A 22661-nucleotide genomic window follows, 5' to 3' on the forward strand; every position below is an offset into this window, starting at 1 on the left:
CTTACTTTTTTAGGACAGAAGTCTGTCTTAAAAAGATAAGGTCCCCTTTTGCCTTTTTAAGGAGGAAAAATGATGATTACGTTAACAGGACATACATTGACAGTTGAAGAAATGAAGAGGTTATTACTGGAAGGAGAAGGTGTAACAGCTTGTCCAACTAGTATGCAAAAGGTAGCGGAGTGCCGCGAAGTAGTTGAGAAAATTGTAGAGGACGGAAAAGTCGTTTACGGAATTACAACTGGATTTGGAAAGTTTAGTGATGTGCTTATCCAAAAAGATGATGTAAAGGCACTTCAACATAATTTAATTCAGTCACATGCATGTGGGATTGGTGATCCATTCCCGGAAGAAGTATCGCGTGGAATGTTAATTTTACGAGCGAACACGATGCTTAAAGGAGTATCTGGTGTTAGGCCGCTTGTTGTAAATATGCTTCTTGAGTTTGTAAACCGTAAAATTCATCCAGTCGTTCCGCAACAAGGTTCACTTGGTGCAAGTGGCGATTTAGCACCTTTATCTCATCTTGCGCTCGTATTATTAGGCGAAGGTGAAGTGTTCTATAAGGGGAAACGCGTTCATGCAATGGTTGCTCTTACAGAAGAAGGGCTTGAGCCAATTGAACTTGAAGCAAAAGAAGGTCTTGCGTTAATTAATGGTACGCAGGCGATGACAGCACAAGGAGTTCTTTCTTATATAGAAGCAGAAGCAACGGCGTATCAAGCTGAACTAATTGCTTCGATGACAATTGAAGGGTTACAAGGCATTATTGATGCATTTGATGAAAATGTTCATAAAGCACGTGGTTATAAAGAGCAAGTGGAAGTAGCGAGCAGAATTCGTGACATTCTTCATGATAGTAAATTAACAACAAAACAAGGAGAACTACGTGTACAGGATGCCTATTCACTTCGCTGTATCCCGCAAGTACACGGTGCTTCTTGGCAAGTTTTAAATTATGTGAAAGAAAAATTAGAAATTGAAATGAATGCAGCAACAGATAATCCGCTTATCTTTGATGGTGGGGAAAAAGTAATTTCGGGCGGGAATTTCCATGGTCAACCGATTGCGTTTGCGATGGACTTCTTAAAAGTAGGAATGGCAGAACTTGCAAATATTTCGGAGCGCCGTATTGAGCGTTTAGTGAATCCGCAATTAAATGATTTACCACCATTTTTAAGTCCAGAACCAGGACTTCAGTCTGGTGCAATGATTATGCAATATGCTGCAGCGTCACTAGTTTCTGAAAATAAAACGTTGGCACATCCGGCGAGTGTAGATTCAATTCCGTCTTCTGCTAACCAAGAAGATCATGTAAGTATGGGAACAATTGCTTCACGCCATGCACATCAGATTATTCAAAATGCAAGACGTGTTCTTTCTATTGAGATGATTTGTGCGATGCAAGCAGCAGAATATCGCGGAATTGAAAACATGAGTACAGTGACGAAGAGCTTCTACCATCAAGGTCGTCAGCAGGTGCCATCTATTAAAAATGACCGTATATTCTCAACAGATATTGAAAATATTGCGCATTGGTTAAAAACGAATTATTCGATAAAAGAAAGATTAGATGTAAACGCAGCACTATAAAATGAGAAAAGGGAGAGATTGAAATGGAAAAAGTACAACAAACAATTCGCGCGCCAAGAGGTACAGAGTTACAAACGAAAGGGTGGGTGCAAGAAGCTGCACTTCGTATGTTAATGAACAATTTAGATCCTGAAGTTGCTGAAAAACCAGAAGAATTAGTTGTATATGGCGGAATTGGCCGTGCAGCTCGTAACTGGGAAAGTTATCAGGCGATTGTAGATTCATTAAAAACGTTAGAAAGCGATGAAACGTTACTTGTTCAATCAGGAAAGCCAGTTGCCATTTTTAAATCACATGAAGATGCACCTCGCGTTCTGTTAGCGAACTCAAACTTAGTACCGAAATGGGCAAACTGGGATCACTTCCGAGAACTAGAGAAAAAAGGTCTTATGATGTACGGACAAATGACAGCTGGTAGCTGGATTTACATTGGAACGCAAGGGATTCTACAAGGAACATATGAAACATTTGGTGAAGCAGCTCGTCAACATTTCGATGGTTCATTAAAAGGTACATTAACACTTACTGCTGGTTTAGGTGGTATGGGTGGTGCACAACCTCTTGCTGTAACGATGAACGGCGGTGTTGTCATTGCTATTGATGTTGATAAGCGCAGCATCGATCGTCGTATTGAAAAGAGATACTGTGATATGTATACAGAATCATTAGAAGAAGCGTTAACGGTTGCGAACGAGTATAAAGAGAAGAAAGAACCGATTTCTATTGGTTTATTAGGAAATGCGGCAGAAATTTTACCAGAACTAGTGAAGCGCAATATTACACCAGACTTAGTTACAGATCAAACATCTGCTCATGATCCATTAAACGGTTATATTCCAGTAGGCTACACATTAGAAGAAGCAGCGAAACTTCGTGAAGAAGATCCAGAACGCTACGTACAATTATCAAAAGAAAGTATGACAAAACATGTGGAAGCAATGCTTGCTATGCAAGAAAAAGGCGCAATTACATTTGATTACGGAAATAACATTCGCCAAGTTGCTTTCGATGAAGGTTTGAAAAATGCATTCGATTTCCCAGGATTCGTTCCAGCATTTATCCGTCCATTATTCTGCGAAGGAAAAGGACCATTCCGCTGGGTAGCACTTTCTGGTGATCCAGAAGATATTTATAAAACAGACGAAGTAATTTTACGTGAGTTCGCTGATAATGAACATTTATGTAACTGGATTCGTATGGCACGTCAACAAGTTGAATTCCAAGGGCTTCCATCACGTATTTGTTGGCTTGGTTACGGTGAGCGTGCGAAATTTGGTCGCATCATTAATGAAATGGTTGCAAATGGTGAATTATCAGCACCAATCGTTATCGGTCGTGACCATTTAGATTGTGGATCAGTAGCATCTCCAAACCGTGAAACAGAAGCGATGAAAGATGGTAGTGATGCAGTAGCTGACTGGCCAATTTTAAATGCATTAATTAATAGTGTAAACGGTGCAAGCTGGGTATCTGTTCACCACGGTGGTGGCGTTGGTATGGGTTATTCACTTCATGCGGGAATGGTTATCGTTGCAGATGGAACAGAAGCAGCAGCAAAACGAATTGAGCGCGTATTAACTTCTGACCCTGGTATGGGTGTTGTTCGTCACGTGGATGCAGGGTATGACTTAGCTGTGGAAACTGCGAAAGAAAAAGGCGTTAACATTCCGATGATGAAATAAGGAGGAGAAAACATGCTGGACACTTTACTAATAAATATCGGTCAATTACTAACAATGGATCAAGAAGATGGCTTGTTAAGACGGGAAGCGATGAACACGCTTCCTGTTATCGAAAACGGTGCGGTTGGAATTGAAAATGGTGTAATTACTTTCGTTGGAACAGCGGAAGAAGCGAAAGGATTACAAGCGAGAGAAGTTATTGATTGCGGCGGGAAAATGGTTTCTCCTGGTCTTGTTGACCCGCATACTCATCTTGTATTTGGTGGATCTCGTGAAAATGAAATCGCACTAAAACTACAAGGAGTTCCGTACTTAGAAATTTTAGAACAAGGCGGAGGCATACTTTCAACTGTAAATGCAACGAAACAGGCGTCGAAAGAAGAACTTGTTCAAAAAGCGAAATTCCATTTAGACCGTATGCTATCTTTCGGAGTTACTACTGTAGAAGCGAAGAGTGGTTACGGATTAGATGATGAGACGGAATGGAAACAATTAGAGGCAACAGCACAATTACAAAAAGAGCATCCGATCGATTTAGTTTCAACATTTTTAGGTGCTCATGCAGTTCCGAAAGAGTATAAAGGTAGATCGAAAGAATTTTTACAATGGATGTTAGACCTACTACCAGAAATGAAAGAGAAGCAATTAGCGGAGTTCGTTGATATTTTCTGTGAAACAGGTGTGTTCTCTGTAGAAGAATCAAAAGAATTTTTATTAAAAGCGAAAGAGCTTGGCTTTGATGTGAAAATTCATGCAGATGAAATCGACCCTCTTGGTGGTGCGGAAGCAGCGGCAGAAATCGGTGCAGCATCAGCGGACCATTTAGTTGGTGCTTCTGATAAAGGAATTGAAATGCTTGCAAATTCTAATACAGTAGCAACTTTATTACCAGGAACAACTTTCTATTTAAATAAAGAAAGCTTTGCTCGTGGTCGTAAAATGATTGATGAAGGTGTTGCAGTTGCGTTGGCTACAGACTTTAACCCAGGTAGCTGTCCAACTGAAAATATTCAGCTTATTATGAGCATTGCGATGCTAAAACTGAAAATGACACCAGAAGAAGTTTGGAATGCCGTAACAGTTAACTCATCATATGCCATTAACCGCGGTGATGTAGCTGGGAAAATTAGAGTTGGTCGTAAGGCAGATTTAGTTTTATGGGATGCTTACAATTATGCTTACGTACCGTATCATTACGGCGTAAGTCATGTGAATACAGTATGGAAGAATGGTAATATTGCATATACAAGAGGTGAACAATCGTGGAGCACGGCCACTATTTAAAGAAAAATGCAAAGTTTATTGATCGTGAAGTGACAAAGTGGAGTGAGATGATTAAAGATTGGGAGGAAGGCGTAGAAATATTCGGTGCTGCCTTAATTGGAGCACCCCTTTCTAAACCATCTATTAGTCATTCAGGAGCAAGTTTTGCTCCAAAGACAATTCGTGCGATGTTAGATGCATATAGCACATATGCAATTACAGAAGAACACGATATGAAAGAAAGTGTCTTATATGATTGCGGCGATATTACGATGCATGTGACGGATATAAAAGAAAGTCATAAACGAATTGCGAAAACAGTTGGGCATGTAACGAAAGTAAACCCGAACATGATACCAATCGTTCTTGGCGGTGACCACTCGATTAGTTTTCCGAGTATAACAGGTTTTGCAAACAGTAAAGGAAAGGTCGGAATTATTCAATTTGATGCTCATCATGATTTACGTAATTTAGATGATGGAGGCCCATCAAATGGTACACCATTCCGTAGTTTACTAGAAAATGATGTCATTGCAGGGAAACAACTTGTTCAAATTGGAATTCGTAATTTTTCTAATGCACGTGCGTACCATGAATATGCAATAGAGCATGGTGTAACAGTGTATACAATGAAAGACGTACGAGAGCGAGAAATAAAAGATATTATCACGGAAAGTATTGAAATATTAAGAAATCAAGGTGTGACTTCTATTTATATTTCTCTTGATATGGATGTGCTAGACCAAGCGTTTGCACCAGGTTGTCCAGCAATTGGGCCTGGTGGGATGGATAGTACGACTTTACTAGATGCGATTGAATTCCTTGGTAAAGAACTGCTCGTTCAAGGGATGGATATAGTAGAGATTGATCCAACTCTTGATTTCAGAGATATGACGAGTAGAGTAGCAGCGCAAGTGATTATGAGTTTTCTTTTAGCGAGGGAAACGGTTAGTAAGCAGGTTAGTATATAGACGGAAAAGTAGATATTTATGCTTTATCAAAAACACATCACTACTGAAATGTAGTGATGTGTTTTTGTGTTAAAGGAGAATGAATGTATGTGGAACCGTTAATGGAATTGCGATTTTTATAGTGTATTGTGTAAATTTAATTTCTTGCTTCTTAAGTATTGACGCGTAAAATAATTTTATGATAAAATAAAAATTTTGCTAAAAAACTAAAAGTGTGTTAAGCTTGAGAAGGTTACCATATATGGAGGTGGATTATTTGTTTCAAATTGGCGATAACATTGTTTATCCAATGCAGGGAGCAGGTATAATTAAAGCCATAGAAGAGAAGGAAATCTCAGGAGAAAAACAACAGTATTATGTTATAAAAATGTCGGCTAGTAATATGGAACTAATGATTCCAGCAGGGAGAATATTGAATTCGAATATACGACCAGTTACGGATATAACCGCATTAGCACACATAATGGATATTTTTCAACATGGGGAATCAGATAGATTACTTACGTGGAAACAAAGGTATAAATTGAACACTGATAAAATAAAGACGGGTAAAATGCAAGAAGGTGCTGAAGTTGTACGTGATTTAATGCGTATACAGAAAGAAAAAGCACTTAATGCAAGCGAAAAGAAGATGTTAGATAACGCATATGAATTTTTGATTAGTGAACTGGGATTAATTGAAGGTATCACAGAAAATCAGATAAAAAGCTTTTGTTAAGGTTCATTACAAATAATGTATTATATCCCAAAAAAGATCTTGAATTTTTTGGGAACATAATTATAGAAAATTTATCATTTCAAAGACATTCAACTCTTTCAAACCACTTTTAGAGCATTACCTCTATTGTTATTACTACAATCAAATCCATTTTTATTTTTTAATTTCATTTATGAATGTTCGAAGTTTAATTGAATACTTCGATAAAATAGTTACTTGATTTTTGCAATCCTGATTCACACTGGCACGGACGAGGAGCCGTAAGGATGAAAGAGAGGTAGGGCTTTCATTGTTTTAGGTATATAAGTTATTATTTTTAGAAGAATACCGAACCATTTTCACTTCTATTGATAAGGTGTTTTTTATTAAAGAGATAAACGAATTGACAGCCATATATGGTCAACAAAAAAGGTTTCCTCCTAAGGAAACCTTTTTAATATTATTTATAGCATTTTGTTTTTTGGATATTCGAATTTTTTATTGTAAAGTCGTAAAAATTGACGTTACTATCTAAAAGTAAGTATGATGCGATTATAGTAAGATTTTTTAGGGGGAAGAAAAATGACAAGTTCAAGTAATAAAGCAGCGAGTATTTATGAAGGAACAAATGTAAATGCTGGGGGATTTTTTGAAAACGTTGAAGAAACAAAGTTGTTTGATCCAATTCAAGTTGGAACTTGGTCTCTTCGTAATCGTATAGCGATGGCACCGATGACAAGATGCTTTGCAGATAATGAGACTGGAGCAGTTGGTGCTGATGTAGTGGAGTACTACAGAAAACGTGCTGCGGATGGAATTGGACTAATTATTACAGAAGGAATTGTCATTAGTCCGAGAGCAAAAGGAAACCCAGGAGTACCAGGTATTTATACACAAGAACAAATCGATTCTTGGAAACCTGTTACAGAGGCAGTACATAAAGAAGGCGGGACGATTATTGCTCAAATATGGCATGTTGGGCGTATGAGTCATCATGAAATAATTGGTGGTCAAATGCCACAAGCACCGTCGGCTATCGCTGCAGAGGGGAATGTTCCACGCTTTCGTAAACCGTTTGATACGCCAGAAGCAATGACGTTAGAAGAAATACAAGAAGTGATCGGTCAATACGCACAAGCTGCGAAAAATGCGATCGAAGCTGGATTTGATGGAGTAGAAATTCACGGTGCACACGGATATTTAATCGATCAATTTACGTATGAGTTTGCGAATAAGCGAACAGATAAATATGGCGGTGATTTAAAACAAAGGTTAACGTTTATGAAAGAAGTAACGGCGGCTGTAATAGAAGCTGTTGGAGCTAATAAAACACTTCTTCGTTTCTCTGCTTTCAAAGGTGATAATCCTACTTATATGTGGGAAAACCCTGAGTTTGCAATTGAAACGTTCATAAATATGTTTAAAGAGGTTGGGCTAACGATGATCCATCCTTCAACGATGAATTATACGCAAGAGATTGCTGATGGAAAGAATTTTCATCAACTAGTAAGAAAATATTGGGATGGTACGATTGTTGGGGTTGGTAATTTAAATCCGAAAGAGGCCGAAGAAGCGTTGCAAGAAGGAACGATTGATGTAGCGGCATTCGGAAGACCGTTAATTGCTAATCCAGACTTTGTTCATCGAATTAAACACGCTGAAAGTTTAGTTGAATATGACGCGAAAGAGCATCTTGCTACGTTAGTATGAATAAAGATAAAAGGAGAGCACGTCGAGTGTTCTCCTTTTATTATGGAACTTCATAGGGGGAAGCGGGATGAGTGAAACGCTACTCGTTATTATTAGTATATTACTATTTTTAATGTTGCTTTTAATCGTCTTTTTTATCATTACATTTTTTATAAAAAAACGAACACACCATTCTATTTTAAAATTACATCCGTACTTAGGAAGAATGCGCTACTTACTGGAAAAGATAGGGCCTGAATTTCGACAATATTGGTTTGATCATGATACGGATGGAAAGCCTTTCTCACGTTATGATTTTCAAAGTGTTATGTTTTTAGCGAAATATCGCTCTGAAATACTTGGTTTTGGATCAAAACGAGATTTTGAAGCTTCTGGATATTATATTGCTAATACATTATTTCCGATATTAACTGAGGAATTAAGTGTGAATCTCACGCAAGAGCGGGAAGGTAAAAAGTACGTGATTCATAAAGAAGGGTTATTTTCAAGAAGAGAAAAATTGACAGCGGATACAACGAATCTTTGGCTGTACGAAGAAGATGATGCAATTATAGTCGGTGAGAACCGTAAATATCCGTGGAAGCTACATGGCATGTTTGGTGCATCTGCGACTTCTTACGGTGCGATTGGAGAAAATTATATTTTAGCGAGTGGTTTTGGAGCAAAAATGGCAGGCGGATCGTGGATTAATACGGGTGAAGGTGGCGTTATTCCAGAACATTTACATACAGGAGCGAATATCGTTGCGCAAATTGGTCCAGGGTTATTTGGATACCGTGATGAAGACGGTAATTTTTCAATGGGAAAATTCATGGAGAAAGCGAAAGAAAGTAATATTAGAGCATTCGAATTGAAATTTGGGCAAGGTGCTAAAATACGTGGTGGTCATTTAGAGGGACAAAAAGTAAATGAGAAAATTGCTTTTGTTCGCAACGTCCGAAAGGGAGAGACGATTAATTCACCGAATCGATTTTCATTTTTAAAGAATGCAGCGGATACACTTTGTTTTATTCAACAGTTGCAAGAAAACAGCGGTAAACCAGTTGGAATGAAAATTGTAATTGGTCAGCAGGAGCCTTTGGAAGATTTAATAAAAACAATGAAAGAACTAAACATTTACCCAGATTTTATTACAATCGACGGTTCAGAAGGCGGGTCAGGGGCAACGTATAAATCGATGGCAGATTGTATGGGACTGCCGCTTATTCCAGCATTACTTACATTTATTGATACAGCAAACCATTATGGTGTCCGTAACAAGTTTAAAGTATTTGCATCGGGTAAATTAATCACACCAGATAAAGTGGCGATTGCTTTAGCGATTGGGGCGGATGCTGTAAGTTCAGCCCGCGGATTTATGATGGCAAGCGGCTGTATTATGGCCCTTCAATGTAATTCTGGCCAATGTCCATCTGGTGTAGCCACGACGAATCCGCATTATCAAAAAGCGTTAGATCCGTATGAGAAGAAGTGGCGAGTCATGAATTATATTATTAGTATGAGATATAGTTTATTTTCATTAGCGGCAGCGGCGGGAGTGAAGAGCCCGCGCCATTTAACTAGAGAGCATATTGTGTTTAAAGACGAGGTGGGGAGAGTAGTTCCACTTTCGGAATTGTTTCCTATAGTAAATCAAACCTAAAAGTATATTTGATATGTAAGATTTTTTAGAGGAATAATCATATTTTTGGAAAAATTAGGAGTATAATAGGGAAGTATTTTTGAAAATGACTATTTTTAGGGAGAGATTCACTTGCAGCAAGGTTCGTACAGTATTACAATTTTTTTACTCGTCATAGGGCTCGTTATATTTAGACGCATGCGCTCTATGAATCGACCAATTAATAATAAAGGAAGACGACTACTATTGCCATTATTCTTTTTATTACCAGGTTTTTCTTTATACGCAGCACCGATACAACTTGCTGGTTGGCAAATTGGTATAGCTGCTGGGATCGGACTGTTATTATCAATTCCACTTATTATTTTAAGTGGGTATGAAGTCAGAGAAGATGGTCAAATTTATGCAAAAAAAAGTATCGCTTTTATTGCTACATTTTTAGTTATCGTTCTTTTACGTGCTTATTTTAGAAGACATTTACAAGGTCTAGATCCAAAGTCAATCGGCATTCTTTTCTACACTCTTGCGGTTTGTTATATAGTACCTTGGCGTATTGGATGCTATATGAAATTTCGTAAAGTATATGTAGAGAAAGCGAAATTTGAGACATCAATAAGCTAAAAGTCATACATTTGTATGGCTTTTAGTTTTTAAAATTTATCGGGTAATGGAATGAAAATAAGGTGTGAAAAAACCCTCTTTAATTTTCTGAATATTATTACTTTAATTTCTTGAAAAATCATTGTAATCCACTGGGATAAAGGCGTTTATAAAGGTTTTCACATGTAATGAAAAGTGCTCGTTCACTTGAAAGAACAAAAAATGTTTGTTAAGGTAGGGAACCATAAGTGAAAACAAGAAAAATGAAAGTAAGGATTTATTGACAATAAAAAATAAGTAACTTATAATAAATCTTGAGTTCGAGATAAATAATGTTCATAATGAAAATTTATTATGGTTATAAATCGAACAAATATTTTTTGTGAATTATCTTGAATTCGAGATAATCCAATAGGTTAGACGCCGATACGTAATTTTGTGATTAATATCTCGAATTCGAGATAAAATTATAATGACGGATTTTACTTTGTAGCATGGACAAAATGAATAATGAATTTAAATGTAAAAGAATTTTTATAATGAAATAAAAAAGGAGTGGAAGAAATGGAAAAGAAAACAATGGGAATCCATCATATTACAGCGATTGTAGGGCATCCACAAGAAAATGTAGACTTTTATGCTGGTGTATTGGGGTTACGTTTAGTGAAACAAACAGTGAATTTTGATGATCCAGGTACGTACCATCTTTATTTTGGAAATGAAGGAGGAAAGCCTGGAACAATTATTACGTTTTTCCCATGGGCAGGTGCTCGTCAAGGTATTATTGGAGATGGTCAAGTAGGAATTACGTCTTACGTTGTACCAAAAGGTGCAATGGAGTTTTGGGAAAATAGATTAGAAAAATTCGATGTTTCGTATACAAAAATGACTCGTTTTGGAGAGCAGTATTTAGAATTTGATGATCCGCATGGTTTGCATATAGAATTAGTTGAAAGAGAAAAAGGCGAATTAAATAATTGGAGTTTTGGAGAAGTTACACCAGAAGTAGCAATTAAAGGGTTTGGAGGTGCTGTTCTTTTATCTACACAGCCTCAAAAAACAGCTGAATTGTTAGAACATATTATGGGTCTTGAGAAAATTGGAGAAGAGGGTGAATTTGTTCGATTCCGTTCTTCTGCTGACATTGGAAATATTATTGATTTGAAATTATCAACAATCGGTCGTGGCCAAATGGGCGTTGGCACAGTTCATCATATTGCCTGGAGAGCGAGTGACGATGCTGATCAGCTAGACTGGAAAGAGCATGTGTCGCGTTTTGGATATCACGTAACTCCTGTACAAGATCGAAATTATTTTAACGCGATTTATTTTAGAGAACATGGTGAAATCTTATTTGAAATTGCAACAGATCCTCCTGGTTTCGCTCATGATGAATCGTTAGAGACGATGGGTGAGGAATTAAAGTTACCGGAACAATATGAACAACATAGAAAACAGATTGAACAAACGCTTTTACCATTTGAAGTGAGAAATTTAGATTAAAGTGATTGAAGGGGGAACAGGATTATGATGAAACATGTTTTTCAAAAAGGAAAAGATACGTCAAAACCAGTGTTGTTATTACTTCATGGCACAGGTGGTAATGAATTAGATTTACTACCACTTGCAGAAATAGTTGATCCGGAAGCGTCGGTATTAAGCGTTAGGGGAAATGTGTTAGAGAATGGGATGCCGCGTTTCTTCCGCCGATTAGCAGAGGGCATTTTTGATGAAGAGGATTTAATTTTCCGTACGAAGGAATTAAATGAATTTTTAGATGAAGCGGCTAAAGAATATAAATTCGATAGAAATAACATTGTAGCTATCGGTTATTCGAATGGGGCAAATATCGCAGCAAGCTTATTATTCCATTACGAAAATGCATTGAAAGGTGCTGTGCTTCATCACCCAATGGTACCAAGAAGAGGAATGCAATTAGCAAATTTAGCAGGGAAATCTGTGTTTATTGTTGCTGGGACAAATGACCCAATTTGTTCATCAGCAGAGTCAGAGGAATTGAAGATACTATTAGAAAATGCAAACGCGAATGTAACAATGCATTGGGAAAATCGAGGGCATCAATTAACGATGGGTGAAGTAGAAAAAGCAAAAGAGTGGTATGACAAAGTATTTTAAAAAAGAAGCATCTGCTAACCATTAGCAGATGCTTCTTTTTTATTTAAGACTGGATTGCAAGATGAGATGAAGAAAGTGGTAGCTCAATATCAACAATTGTACCTTTATTTAATTCGCTTGAAATGTGTAATTTACCATGATGTTCTTCAATTATTTTGTAACACATCATTAATCCTAGTCCTGTGCCTTTTTCTTTTAAACTATAAAAAGGTTCGCCTAGACGGGAGATACGATCTTCTGGAATGCCACAACCTTCATCGATAATTCGTATTAAGATGAAATTATCCTCTAATGGTTTTGTTTGGATGAAAATATTTCCGCCATTTTGCATCGCTTCTATCGCATTTTTTAATATGTTTATAAAAACTTGTTTTAATTGGTTACCGTCACATTGAATATCATATACGTAATCAAAATGATCCATGATGATATGAACGCTATGCATAATTGCAGTCGGTAAAATAAATGTAACTACCTCTTCAATTAAAGTTTGTATGTTACAAGTTTGGATAGATAATACTTGTGGCTTAGACATCGCCATAAATTGACTCGTGATGGATTCCATTTGTGAAATCTCACTTAACATAACATCGATATACCATTTTTGCTCCTCATTTATTTCAGGGAGGAGCAATGTTAGAAAACCCTTTAGGGAAGTGAGTGGATTTCGAATTTCATGGGCAATTCCAGCTGTCAGTTGTCCGACTACTGCGAGCTTCTCAGATTTTCGTAGTAACTTTTCAGTTTCTTTTAGCTCAGTAACATCTCTCCCCATCACGATAAGACCTTTGCGAGAACCATCAGGATGATAAAGCGGAACTTTTGATATACTTAAGATTAAATCGAAATCATCTCTATGTATAATAAATTCCTCGCCATGAAGAATTTGTCTTTGTTGCCATGCTAGTTCATCGACTTCTTCACAATGTAAAAAAGCTTCTCGGTATGCTTCATTATATTGAATGAGTTCGCTATCTTTTTTCCCGTGGTAAGGTACATGATGGAAGTTGAAGCAAGAAAGTGCGTAGTCATTTGCCTCAAGCCAGCGCCCTTCATGATCTTTAAATATAACAAACGCAGGCATGGAGTTTACTAATGTACGTAATCTCTTCTCACTTTCTTTTAGCATATTCTCAATTCTTTCTGATTTTTCAAGTGGCTTCATAATAGCGTATACACCAGTAAGACGATTTTGAACAAAAATAGGAACTAGTTTTGTCACAACATCTAATAAGAATCCATTTTTATGATAAATAGATAAGATATACTCTTGTTGATTATCCGCTTCAGTATTCTTTATATTTTGTAATACTTGCTCAGAAATATGGGCTCCTAAAATAGAGGTAATATTTTTCTGTTCTAATTCTAAAGAAGTGTAACCTAATATTCTTTCGGCAGAAGGATTTATATGTAGAATAACTCCTTCTAAGTTTAATGAAATAATACTATCAGGATTATGTTCGAACAGAGATGCGTACATTTCTGTTAATGAACGATCTTGTATATGGTTTCGCAAACGTCTAGAAATGTTCGGATGACGTTTTTTTTGAGTTGGTGAATATTTTTTACGACTCATAATAGTTCCTCCGTACAAATAGCATCTAAAAAGATTTGTCTATTCATAACTATAATATAGATGTGATGTGTATTTCTATAAAAAATGGAAGTTATAGAATAAATTTTGTTTTTTTATTTTTTTTGCAAAGTGAATGCAGGATGGTAATAAGGGGAGCTTATATTGTTTTATAAACCTTTTGTAAGTTACAGACGGCTGTTTTCCGTATAACATTAGGGTAGAGGAGGGGGAGAGAAAATGAAAAATTATATTCAAGGGATTGATCACGTGCAAGTAGCTGCACCTGTAGAGTGTGAAGAAGAGGCGCGTGATTTTTATGGGAATAAAATTGGTATGGTAGAAATTCCAAAGCCAGAAGAGTTGAAAAAACGAGGTGGATGTTGGTTTAAATGTGGAAATCAAGAAATCCATATTGGTGTCGAGCGGAACTTTACACCAGCTAAAAAGGCTCATCCAGCTTTTTATGTGAATGAAATTAATGAATTTAAGCAAACACTTATAGAGCAAGGTGTAAAAGTGATTGATGATTATGCACGGCCAGATGTAATTCGATTTTACGTATCAGACCCGTTTGGAAACAGAATTGAATTTATGCAAAATAAAGACTAGGTGTATTCCCACCTAGTCTTTAACTTCTTCTGAAAAGTCCTAACACTTCTACAGTTTCTGTAATATTAACGAATGCATTCGGGTCAATTTCAGAAATTGTAAGTTTCATACTTGCTAATTCTTCACGAGAAACGACCGTCATAAGTACACGCTTTTTCTCGCTTGAATAAGCGCCTTCGCCATCAAGTAACGTTATTCCACGTACAACAGTTGAAAGAAGCTGTTTTTTCATTTTTTCTGCTTCATTTGTTACAATCATAAGTGTAACTTTACGATGTTTTGTATGAACAGCATCAATTACTTTACCAGTTACATAAATTGAAAGTAAGCTTGTAAGTGCAACATCCCAGGTGAAGAAGAATCCTGCGATTATTACAACGACTGCATTTAAAATAATAAGGAATCCGCCAAGTTTAATGTCTCGCTTGCGGGATAAAAGCATACCGATAATATCAAATCCACCAGTGGATCCATTACAGTTAAAAACAAGACCAATACCAGCTCCGGCGATGACACCTCCGAAGATAGAAGATAACAATGGATCTGTTGCTACGACTTTTACTGGAACGTAGTATAATGCAACAGATAATACAACTACAGAGACAACTGTGTTAAAAATTACTTTTTTTCCAAGACCTATGTACCCTAAAATAAGGATAGGTAAGTTTAATACAAAGTTAATAATGCCTGTGTTTACAGGGGTTACAATCCCTAAAATAATAGCAATTCCGCCAATTCCACTACTTAAAATTTTGTGGGGGATAAGGAAAAGATTAAAGGCAACCGCAATAATAATAGAACCGATAATAACACCAAGGAATCTGACCATTTCTTTCCCGTCCTTCACTGAAAAATTCATATTATTTCAAGATTATATATGATATTGAAAGTTTTGGGTAAAAACAGTTTATTTTGGTAAATTAGATTAATCGAAAGAATTTGAGTATTTTATCATTTGAAAGGGGATACAGTTGTGAAGATAAAAACATATCAACAGAAAAGCCCGTTGAAGCAAGAATGTGAGGATTCTTATTTTTGTAATAAAGATAAAAAGATTTATGGTGTATGTGACGGTGCAACACCACTTGTCCCGTTTCGTGATGAAAATGGACATAATGGAGCATACATCGCTTCGCATTTATTTGCAAATTATTTTACTGCATTACGAGAGAATCATAGTTTACAATTTGCAGTTGCCAAAGCAAATGAAGCATTACAAAGCAAAATGTTAGAATATGAAGTAGACACGAGAAAAAAAGAGCATTTGTGGTGCACATGTATCGCGGCAGTTCAAATAGTTGGTGAGAAAATTGAATATGCGCAGCTTGGGGACTGTATGATTGTCGCAACTTTTCAAAATGGAACGATGCAAGTATTAACGAAAGACACAGTTGAAGGAATTAGTAAACGAGCAAAAAGGAAGAGGGAAGAAGATCGTAAAAAAGGGTTATCTGTACCAGAAGAATATGTTTTTCAAGATGTGCGAGAACAGTTAAAATACAATCGTTATCTTGCAAATATGCCAAATGGTTATTCAGTTGCAAATGGAATGAAAGAAGCGATACATTATTTACAACATGGTGAATTACATATAGATGAAGTGAGTGGAATTTTTATTTGTTCAGACGGGTTATTCCACCCAGATTGGTCATTAGAACAAACTGTTGCATATATAAGAAAGAATAGTATAAACGAATATGTAGCAATCATTGAAAAGCTGGAAGGGGAAAAGAGAATAAAACCAGATGATAAAACGATTATTATGATTGATTTTTAAGAGGAGGCAGTTCAAATGGAAATTAAATATGTCAATCTAACATTTCAAGATGAATTAGTTCCTTTAGAAAAAGTAAATCAACTGATTATCCACCATACAGCTGAAGATGGATGGGACGTGTATAAAACACATGAATTTCATCAAACTGTAAGAGGGTGGAGCGGGATTGGTTACAACTATTTTATCGAAAAGGACGGAACTGTAGTGGAAGGGCGAGGTTTACATATTGGAGCGCACGCGAAAGACCATAACCGTCATACAATTGGAATATGTATGACGGGAAATTTCGATAAATACGATCCAACTCCTGCACAAGTGAATGCATTATATTCTTTATGCAAAATGTTTATGAAGCAATTTGCTATAAAGAAAGAAAATATACTAGGTCATAGAGAGTTAGAAGGAGTTACAAAAAGCTGTCCTGGTAATCGTTTTTCTATGGTAGAGTTAAGGAAGATATTATCTTAAATATAGAGGAGTAACAACGATGATGAATATAAAAATACCAAATGATAAAAAAGAAGAGCTTGTAGCGCAAATTCAGCAATTTTTCGTTGAAGAAGATTTAGATGAAATTGGACGTTTCCAAGCAGAGCGTTTAATAGAAGAAATGGTTAAATTAGTTGGACCATTTGCATACAATCAAGCAATTGGAGATGCAAGAAAGCTTGTAAGTGAGAAATTAACGAATATCGAAGAAGATTTATACGTGTTAGAGAAGAATGAAGGAAAATAAAAAAAGAGCCGATGAGCTCTTTTTTATTTTTCTTTCTTATGTTCTTTATATTCATGTACTTTTTCTTTCACATTACCAACTGTATCTTTAGCAGTGCCTTTCACCTTATCCCATTTTCCTTCAGCTTGTAATTTCTTATTGTCAGTTACTTTCCCGACAACTTCTTTTACTTCGCCCTTTACCTTATCGATGGCACCTTCTACTTTTTCTTTTAAACCGTGTTCGTGCTTAGTCATACATTTCTCCTCCTTGTAGTTTGATTAGAATTTTCTTTTCATATTGCAAGTTGAATGATGTATCTAGTAATATCGTAACAAATTTAGTTTGAATATTCAAATGATTAACGGGATAGAAAAGGAATTGTCATAAAATGTTTAAAAATGTAACGGAAGGAGAAAGAAAGTAAATTATATGTCTTTTGCAGTCCATATTGATTTTGTATAAGCGATTTTCATATGGGCACGTTCCATGTTATTTTGACTGCCGCTACCGAACCTTGCTTGTCCAACTATTAAAGTACAATTGGATTCAATAGCTGTCTTAATTCGTTTTTGAATTAATGCAGTATGACAGCCTTTACGCTGAAATTCTGGCAAAGTAGCAGAAGCAGCTAATGATGCGACACCCTTATTTATATACAGGACACCAATACCAGCAGGGATATTTTGAACTTCAGCTATGAAAAAATGCCATCCTGGTTCATTGTAAAGAATTTCATTATTTTGGCGCACGCTATCTTTTGTAAAGGATGGCATATTAAATCCACATACATAAATGTCTGCAAAAATATCAAACTCATTTTCTTTTAGTTTTCGTATTGTAATATTAGAAGGAAGAAGTGATGAACCCTCTCTCGGTATACTATACAAAGCGGTATGGAAGCTAGATTGATAAAACCCTTTTTGAGATAAGTATTGAAATAATTCAGTTGTACCTTGTGCTGGGGTAATTTCAAAACGACAAGGGATTTGTAGTGATTCATAATAAGAAATGATTGCATCAATCGCATCTGCATTTGTAATACCTTTTACCGTATTAAAAGCAGGACCAGCAATTATTTTTGATGAAAAGGCAGTGGCGCTACCGAATTTTTTCATTTGCACTTGCATGGGGTTTCCGCTTATTGTTTGTAGTCCCTCTAATCTAGAAGAGAGCATATCAATTTCTGCATTTTCAATTTCTGTTGCTATATCGAGTGTCATAACAGTAGTCATAAAATTCCTCCGTTAATAAATATATTTCATAGTATATATACGATTTTTGTTTTGAGATTCCTGTTGTAATGTAGGAGAATAAGAAGTTTTTTGGAAGGGAAATGGAATTGAACTGTCGAAGGGAGTAGAAACAGATTAAAGGTGGTGCTCTCATGAAACAGAAAGACGTGCAGACATGCTCTAATTGTGGTTCTCAAAATATAGGAGAAGGTGAGTTTGTCGGATATGCACAAATACGGAAAAAGGAAACGATGTTCACATCTTCACCGGTGGATGCTTATATTTGTACAGATTGTGGGAATATCCTTTTATTAAAGGTAAGGAATTATGAAAGGTTTAAACAGAAACCTTTATGATTATTGAGAAGTGGTCATATCCAACTTTGTATACGAAACGACTTATGTTAAGGAAAATGAATATGAGTGATAGTTTACATATATATGAGTATGCTACAGATAAAGAGATGACAACTTTTACTGTATGGGATGCTCATCGATCGTTATGTGACACATATAACTATGTAGAAGAAATTGTGGGGCAATATAATGAAGGGCAAGTAGCACCTCTTGGAATTGTATTAAAAGAGGGGAAGAAACTTATAGGCACGTGTGGATTTATAAAATATGATTTGGTCACACATACAGCAGAAATTGCATACGCCTTATCTCGAAAATATTGGGGAAGAGGATTAGCTACGGAGGCTGCATTAGCTTTTTTCTACTATGGTTTTCATGAGTTGCATCTTAATAGTATTGAAGCGGGATGTGATTCAGAAAATGAAGCATCTGAAAAATTAATGAAACGTTTGAATATGGAGTACGAGTGCACGATTCAAAAGGATATGTTCATTAAAGGTAAGTATCGTGACACGAAAAGATATTGTATATCTCGAGAAAGATATATGGATAAATGAAATATTTCATATAAAAAACTCCTTTAAATGAATAAAGGAGTTTTTTTATTTTTTATAACAATAATTACCTTTAATTATTATAATTGGTTGTTAAGGGGTCTTGGTTTATTAACGCCATAATCATAGAAGGAAAATAGCTAAATCGTCTATAAAACCATTAAATAACACAATCGCAACCGTAAGTTGACAAAGTGCAACCCCGGGAAGATAGAGATAAGGGCAATGTCTACATACAATTTAGGTAAGAAAACAAAGGGGGGCACACATATGGGATTTGGTGAAAAGCTTTTTAAATTAAGAAAGGAAAAGGGCCTTTCTCAAGAAGCATTAGCTGAAAAATTAAACACAACAAGGCAAGCGGTTAGTAAATGGGAAAACGGTCAAGGTTTTCCTGAAACTGAGAAGTTAATAATGATTGGAAATGTTTTTGAAGTATCACTCGACTATTTATTAAAAGAAACTGCAGAGCAAAGTAATGAAAATGTGGATGGCTATTACGTAAGTCAGGAAATGGCAGAAGGGTATATAGTGTACGGACAAAAGATTTCAAAATATATAGCGTTAGGGTTTAGTTTGCTTATTTTGTCTACAATACCGTATCTATTATTTAAAGAAAATGCAACAATGTCGACATTTCTTGTCATTATCATTGCTGTTCTTGGAATTGGAGCAATGATGGCACCTGTAACGATAGAAGAGAGTCGATACAATGTATTGAAAAAGGAAGAACTACTATTTGATCAAAACTTTCTAAAAGAATTGACAAAAAGATATGTGATTATTAAGAAGAAGTATGCTGCGGTAATGATCGTTGGATTTTGTTTTATAGCAGCAGGCGCGATCCCGTTTTTGTTTGAGAAAAAGCATATCACTTCAGGGGAATTAGTTCAGTATTATCCGTACTGTGTTGTACTTATTGCTATCGGAGTTTATCTTTTTGTTCGTGTGTTAGGAGTATGGGAGATATATCGAATTTTAGTAGAAAATAAGGAATACAGTAATCGTTTTATTTTTAAACTGAAAAAGAAAGTAAGAAAAAAGGTAGATAGTTTATAAAAGATAAAAAACATGTTTCGAATCCATGTATTCAAAACATGTTTTTTATCGTTCTGAATTATTTCCAAAGAAATAATTCAGAAAAAACAGAAAAATGTCGTAACCATTTGCGGAATTCTGTTATAATAAACGAAAAATGAAAACGCTTTAAAGGGGGATATAACCAATATGATGATGAATGTACCGCTAACAATTAGTTCTATGATGGAAAGAGCAGAGAAACTGTTTTCGAAGAAAGAAATTGTTTCACGGACACATGATACAGTTACAACGTTAACGTATAAGCAGTTAGGGGAAAGGACGAGAAGACTTTCCAGTGCGTTGAAAAAGCTTGGAATTAAAGAAGGTGAACGTGTAGGAACGTTAGCGTGGAACCATCATCGACATGTAGAAGCGTATTTTGCTATTCCAGGTATTGCTTCTGTTTTGCACACGATTAATATTCGTTTATCTCCTCAACATATTTCATACATTATTCAGCACGCAGAAGACCGAATTCTACTTATAGATGAAGATCTCGTACCGCTCGTTGAAAATATTCAATCACAATTATCAACTGTACAAGCTTACATTATTATGACTGATAAAGATGAACTTCCAAATACTATGCTGGAGCCTGTATATCATTATGAAAAGCTATTAGAAGAAGGCGATCCCAATTTCCAATTTGTAAAAGATATTGATGAAAATACACCTGCTGGTATGTGTTATACGTCAGCGACTACAGGAAACCCAAAAGGTGTTGTATATACGCATCGTAGTACTGTATTGCATTGTATAGCACTCGGTTTAGCTGATACAGCTGCTTTATCGGAAAGTGACGCAGCAATGGCAATTGTCCCGATGTTTCATGTGAACGCTTGGGGACTTCCTTTTGCGGCTACTTGGTTTGGATCAAAACAAGTTCTTCCTGGACCGATGTTTACCCCGAAAATTTTATTAGAGATGATTCAATCAGAAAAAGTGACGTTAGCTGCGGGTGTGCCGACAATTTGGCTCGGCGTATTACAAGAGTTAGAAAATAATAGTTACGATTTATCTAGTATGACGAGAATACTATGCGGAGGTGCAGCTGCGCCGAAAAGCGTTATTAAAGCATTTGAACAGAAACATAATGTTCCATTCATACATGCATATGGTATGACTGAAACGAGCCCACTCGTAACACTTGCACGTTTAAAAAGTTATGAAACAGAATTATCGTATGAAGAGCAATTAGAAATTAGATCAAAACAAGGGTATCTTGTCCCTGGTGTAGAGATGAAAGTAGTCGGTACAAATGGTGAAGTGAAGTGGGATGGTACGGAGATGGGAGAACTATGTTTACGAGCGCCATGGATCGCTGAAAGCTATTATAACGATAATCGTACTGTCGAAGGTTTTCGTGATGGTTGGTTATATACAGGAGATGTCGTTACGGTTGATGAGGAAGGCTGCGTGAAAATTGTTGACCGTACGAAGGATGTTATTAAAAGCGGGGGAGAATGGATTTCTTCGGTCGATCTTGAAAATGCTTTAATGGCACATGATGCTATATTTGAAGCGGCTGTCGTTGCAGTTCCTCACCCTCAGTGGCAAGAGCGACCAATTGCCTGCGTCGTTCAAAAGAAAAATAGTACGGTTACAAAAGAAGAAATATATGAGTTTTTAAAACCACAGTTTGCGAAGTGGTGGTTGCCAGACGATATTGTCTTTATGGAAGAAATACCGAAAACATCTGTTGGGAAGTTTTTAAAACAGGCGCTTCGGAAAGAACTGGAGCATTTGCATAGAGAGAAATAAGTGAATTCTTATTTGTAAACTTAAATGAAATAAAAGTTGACAAAAGAAGGGTGGAAAGATAATATAATTTTCGTGATATGTTATCTAAAACCACTTTTAAGTTTACAAACAGGAGAAGAAAATATGCATACAAAAAAATTAGTTTTCGTCGCTTTATTTAGTTCTATTATGGGAGTGTTAGGGTTAATACCTCCGATTGCTCTTTCTATTACACCAGTTCCGATTACATTGCAATCACTCGGTGTTATGCTTGCGGGTGGATTGTTAGGGTCACGCCTTGGTGCATTAAGTCAGCTTATTTTCTTACTTATTGTAGGAGTTGGAGCACCATTACTTGCTGGTGGACGCGGTGGCCTTGGTGTATTTGTTGGGCCAAGTGCAGGATATTTACTTGGTTACATCATTGGAGCGTTTGTTATTGGTTATTTAATTGAGCGTTTACGTGAAGTTTCTATTATAAAAGTATTATGTATTAATATAATTGGTGGTATTTTCGTAGTTTATGTATTTGGTATTACTGTACAAGCGTTTTTAATGGATGTTTCTGTATGGGAGACAATGAAAGTGAGTGCTGTGTTTTTACCAGGGGATTGTATAAAAGCAATTATCGCGGCGATTCTCGTAACAAAATTACATCGTTCATTGAAACATATTATTACGCCCGCTTTAAAGAATGGAAAATATACAAATGCGGGATGATAAAGGGAAGAAACACGTTAATTCCGTGT

Annotated in this window: 23 protein-coding genes; 19 read left to right on the plus strand and 4 right to left on the minus strand. The window is 36.2% G+C overall.

The annotated features are described in order from the left end of the window. Window positions 1-72: 72 nt before the first annotated feature. From hutH to AU379_RS06130, 10 genes are all read left to right on the plus strand, one after another. On the plus strand, window positions 73-1590 hold the full coding sequence (hutH, locus tag AU379_RS06085; RefSeq protein ID WP_000631875.1) for a histidine ammonia-lyase: 1518 nt from the start codon (window positions 73-75) through the stop codon (window positions 1588-1590). Window positions 1591-1613: 23 nt separating this feature from the next. Then, complete coding sequence (hutU, locus tag AU379_RS06090) at window positions 1614-3272, plus strand: urocanate hydratase (protein WP_000416946.1); 1659 nt, start codon at window positions 1614-1616, stop codon at window positions 3270-3272. A gap of 12 nt (window positions 3273-3284) precedes the next feature. Beyond that, window positions 3285-4556 (plus strand): imidazolonepropionase, encoded by a 1272-nt coding sequence (gene hutI, locus AU379_RS06095; protein WP_000887540.1) that lies wholly within the window; start codon window positions 3285-3287, stop codon window positions 4554-4556. Next, complete coding sequence (gene hutG / locus AU379_RS06100) at window positions 4535-5506, plus strand: formimidoylglutamase (protein WP_000399825.1); 972 nt, start codon at window positions 4535-4537, stop codon at window positions 5504-5506. The genes hutI and hutG overlap by 22 nt, the downstream gene beginning before the upstream one ends. Window positions 5507-5762: 256 nt before the next feature. Beyond that, entirely contained in the window at window positions 5763-6224 is a 462-nt protein-coding gene (locus AU379_RS06105; protein ID WP_170317877.1) for a CarD family transcriptional regulator, read from the plus strand. A gap of 561 nt (window positions 6225-6785) precedes the next feature. Continuing rightward, the gene (locus AU379_RS06110) at window positions 6786-7913 is read left to right on the plus strand and encodes an alkene reductase (RefSeq protein WP_000204590.1); all 1128 of its coding nucleotides are present in this window, start codon (window positions 6786-6788) and stop codon (window positions 7911-7913) included. A 67-nt stretch (window positions 7914-7980) separates the two neighbouring features. Beyond that, the gene (locus AU379_RS06115; protein ID WP_000005161.1) at window positions 7981-9555 is read left to right on the plus strand and encodes an FMN-binding glutamate synthase family protein; all 1575 of its coding nucleotides are present in this window, start codon (window positions 7981-7983) and stop codon (window positions 9553-9555) included. A gap of 111 nt (window positions 9556-9666) precedes the next feature. Continuing rightward, window positions 9667-10155 (plus strand): cytochrome c biogenesis protein CcdC, encoded by a 489-nt coding sequence (locus tag AU379_RS06120; RefSeq protein ID WP_001183922.1) that lies wholly within the window; start codon window positions 9667-9669, stop codon window positions 10153-10155. A gap of 543 nt (window positions 10156-10698) precedes the next feature. After that, entirely contained in the window at window positions 10699-11637 is a 939-nt protein-coding gene (locus AU379_RS06125; protein ID WP_000412731.1) for a ring-cleaving dioxygenase, read from the plus strand. Between the two features lie 24 nt (window positions 11638-11661). Then, the gene (locus AU379_RS06130) at window positions 11662-12270 is read left to right on the plus strand and encodes an alpha/beta hydrolase (RefSeq protein WP_030027185.1); all 609 of its coding nucleotides are present in this window, start codon (window positions 11662-11664) and stop codon (window positions 12268-12270) included. A gap of 43 nt (window positions 12271-12313) precedes the next feature. Here the strand turns inward: AU379_RS06130 and AU379_RS06135 are convergent, their stop codons facing one another. Continuing rightward, window positions 12314-13846 carry a BA3702 family sensor histidine kinase gene (locus AU379_RS06135; protein ID WP_030027183.1) on the minus strand — a complete coding sequence of 511 codons (1533 nt, stop codon included), beginning with the start codon at window positions 13844-13846 and terminating at the stop codon, window positions 12314-12316. Window positions 13847-14083: 237 nt separating this feature from the next. Here AU379_RS06135 and AU379_RS06140 point away from each other — a divergent pair, with 237 nt between their 5' ends. After that, window positions 14084-14455 (plus strand): VOC family protein, encoded by a 372-nt coding sequence (locus AU379_RS06140; protein WP_000800767.1) that lies wholly within the window; start codon window positions 14084-14086, stop codon window positions 14453-14455. Between the two features lie 19 nt (window positions 14456-14474). Here AU379_RS06140 and AU379_RS06145 read toward each other — a convergent pair whose 3' ends face one another. Further along, the gene (locus AU379_RS06145; RefSeq protein WP_000251344.1) at window positions 14475-15284 is read right to left on the minus strand and encodes a YitT family protein; all 810 of its coding nucleotides are present in this window, start codon (window positions 15282-15284) and stop codon (window positions 14475-14477) included. A gap of 126 nt (window positions 15285-15410) precedes the next feature. Between AU379_RS06145 and AU379_RS06150 the strand changes: the two genes are divergently transcribed. Genes AU379_RS06150 through AU379_RS06160 form a run of 3 tightly spaced genes read left to right on the plus strand, consistent with a single transcriptional unit; the run spans window position 15411 to window position 16968 of the window. Next, the gene (locus AU379_RS06150; RefSeq protein WP_002098150.1) at window positions 15411-16232 is read left to right on the plus strand and encodes a protein phosphatase 2C domain-containing protein; all 822 of its coding nucleotides are present in this window, start codon (window positions 15411-15413) and stop codon (window positions 16230-16232) included. Between the two features lie 15 nt (window positions 16233-16247). Continuing rightward, window positions 16248-16700 (plus strand): peptidoglycan recognition family protein, encoded by a 453-nt coding sequence (locus tag AU379_RS06155; RefSeq protein ID WP_000404192.1) that lies wholly within the window; start codon window positions 16248-16250, stop codon window positions 16698-16700. Window positions 16701-16719: 19 nt separating this feature from the next. Beyond that, window positions 16720-16968, plus strand: a complete 249-nt coding sequence (locus tag AU379_RS06160; protein ID WP_000981075.1) for a DUF2164 domain-containing protein — start codon at window positions 16720-16722, stop codon at window positions 16966-16968. A gap of 23 nt (window positions 16969-16991) precedes the next feature. Here the strand turns inward: AU379_RS06160 and AU379_RS06165 are convergent, their stop codons facing one another. Both AU379_RS06165 and AU379_RS06170 read right to left on the minus strand, forming a co-directional pair. Next, window positions 16992-17204, minus strand: a complete 213-nt coding sequence (locus AU379_RS06165; RefSeq protein ID WP_000160425.1) for a CsbD family protein — start codon at window positions 17202-17204, stop codon at window positions 16992-16994. Window positions 17205-17375: 171 nt separating this feature from the next. Continuing rightward, entirely contained in the window at window positions 17376-18182 is an 807-nt protein-coding gene (locus tag AU379_RS06170; RefSeq protein ID WP_061139010.1) for a GNAT family N-acetyltransferase, read from the minus strand. A 152-nt stretch (window positions 18183-18334) separates the two neighbouring features. Between AU379_RS06170 and AU379_RS06175 the strand changes: the two genes are divergently transcribed. The 5 genes from AU379_RS06175 (at window position 18335) to AU379_RS06195 (ending at window position 22632) form a co-directional block, all read left to right on the plus strand. Next, window positions 18335-18538: a hypothetical protein gene (locus AU379_RS06175; protein ID WP_000810210.1), complete on the plus strand. Its 204-nt coding sequence runs from the start codon at window positions 18335-18337 to the stop codon at window positions 18536-18538. After that, on the plus strand, window positions 18535-19095 hold the full coding sequence (locus AU379_RS06180) for a GNAT family protein (protein WP_061139011.1): 561 nt from the start codon (window positions 18535-18537) through the stop codon (window positions 19093-19095). Before AU379_RS06175 ends, AU379_RS06180 begins: the two co-directional genes overlap by 4 nt. A 267-nt stretch (window positions 19096-19362) precedes the next feature. Further along, a complete protein-coding gene (locus tag AU379_RS06185) occupies window positions 19363-20151 on the plus strand; it encodes a helix-turn-helix domain-containing protein (protein ID WP_000505614.1) in 789 nt (262 codons plus the stop codon). A 168-nt stretch (window positions 20152-20319) separates the two neighbouring features. Next, window positions 20320-21933, plus strand: coding sequence for a long-chain fatty acid--CoA ligase (locus AU379_RS06190; RefSeq protein ID WP_000980200.1), 1614 nt, complete (start codon window positions 20320-20322; stop codon window positions 21931-21933). 123 nt (window positions 21934-22056) lie between these two features. Next, a complete protein-coding gene (locus AU379_RS06195; protein ID WP_000556954.1) occupies window positions 22057-22632 on the plus strand; it encodes a biotin transporter BioY in 576 nt (191 codons plus the stop codon). Window positions 22633-22661 lie beyond the last annotated feature (29 nt).

The organism is Bacillus sp. JH7 (assembly GCF_001563515.1).
In the GTDB taxonomy this organism is placed as follows: domain Bacteria; phylum Bacillota; class Bacilli; order Bacillales; family Bacillaceae_G; genus Bacillus_A; species Bacillus_A cereus.

Coding starts and splice junctions, on each gene's coding strand:
- hutH (WP_000631875.1), top strand. CDS start 73: ATGATTACGTTAACAGGACATACATTGACAGTTGAAGAAATGAAGAGG.
- hutU (WP_000416946.1), top strand. CDS start 1,614: ATGGAAAAAGTACAACAAACAATTCGCGCGCCAAGAGGTACAGAGTTA.
- hutI (WP_000887540.1), top strand. CDS start 3,285: ATGCTGGACACTTTACTAATAAATATCGGTCAATTACTAACAATGGAT.
- AU379_RS06110 (WP_000204590.1), top strand. CDS start 6,786: ATGACAAGTTCAAGTAATAAAGCAGCGAGTATTTATGAAGGAACAAAT.
- AU379_RS06115 (WP_000005161.1), top strand. CDS start 7,981: ATGAGTGAAACGCTACTCGTTATTATTAGTATATTACTATTTTTAATG.
- AU379_RS06125 (WP_000412731.1), top strand. CDS start 10,699: ATGGAAAAGAAAACAATGGGAATCCATCATATTACAGCGATTGTAGGG.
- AU379_RS06130 (WP_030027185.1), top strand. CDS start 11,662: ATGATGAAACATGTTTTTCAAAAAGGAAAAGATACGTCAAAACCAGTG.
- AU379_RS06135 (WP_030027183.1), bottom strand. CDS start 13,846: ATGAGTCGTAAAAAATATTCACCAACTCAAAAAAAACGTCATCCGAAC.
- AU379_RS06140 (WP_000800767.1), top strand. CDS start 14,084: ATGAAAAATTATATTCAAGGGATTGATCACGTGCAAGTAGCTGCACCT.
- AU379_RS06145 (WP_000251344.1), bottom strand. CDS start 15,284: ATGGTCAGATTCCTTGGTGTTATTATCGGTTCTATTATTATTGCGGTT.
- AU379_RS06155 (WP_000404192.1), top strand. CDS start 16,248: ATGGAAATTAAATATGTCAATCTAACATTTCAAGATGAATTAGTTCCT.
- AU379_RS06160 (WP_000981075.1), top strand. CDS start 16,720: ATGATGAATATAAAAATACCAAATGATAAAAAAGAAGAGCTTGTAGCG.
- AU379_RS06165 (WP_000160425.1), bottom strand. CDS start 17,204: ATGACTAAGCACGAACACGGTTTAAAAGAAAAAGTAGAAGGTGCCATC.
- AU379_RS06170 (WP_061139010.1), bottom strand. CDS start 18,182: ATGACTACTGTTATGACACTCGATATAGCAACAGAAATTGAAAATGCA.
- AU379_RS06175 (WP_000810210.1), top strand. CDS start 18,335: ATGAAACAGAAAGACGTGCAGACATGCTCTAATTGTGGTTCTCAAAAT.
- AU379_RS06180 (WP_061139011.1), top strand. CDS start 18,535: ATGATTATTGAGAAGTGGTCATATCCAACTTTGTATACGAAACGACTT.
- AU379_RS06185 (WP_000505614.1), top strand. CDS start 19,363: ATGGGATTTGGTGAAAAGCTTTTTAAATTAAGAAAGGAAAAGGGCCTT.
- AU379_RS06190 (WP_000980200.1), top strand. CDS start 20,320: ATGATGATGAATGTACCGCTAACAATTAGTTCTATGATGGAAAGAGCA.
- AU379_RS06195 (WP_000556954.1), top strand. CDS start 22,057: ATGCATACAAAAAAATTAGTTTTCGTCGCTTTATTTAGTTCTATTATG.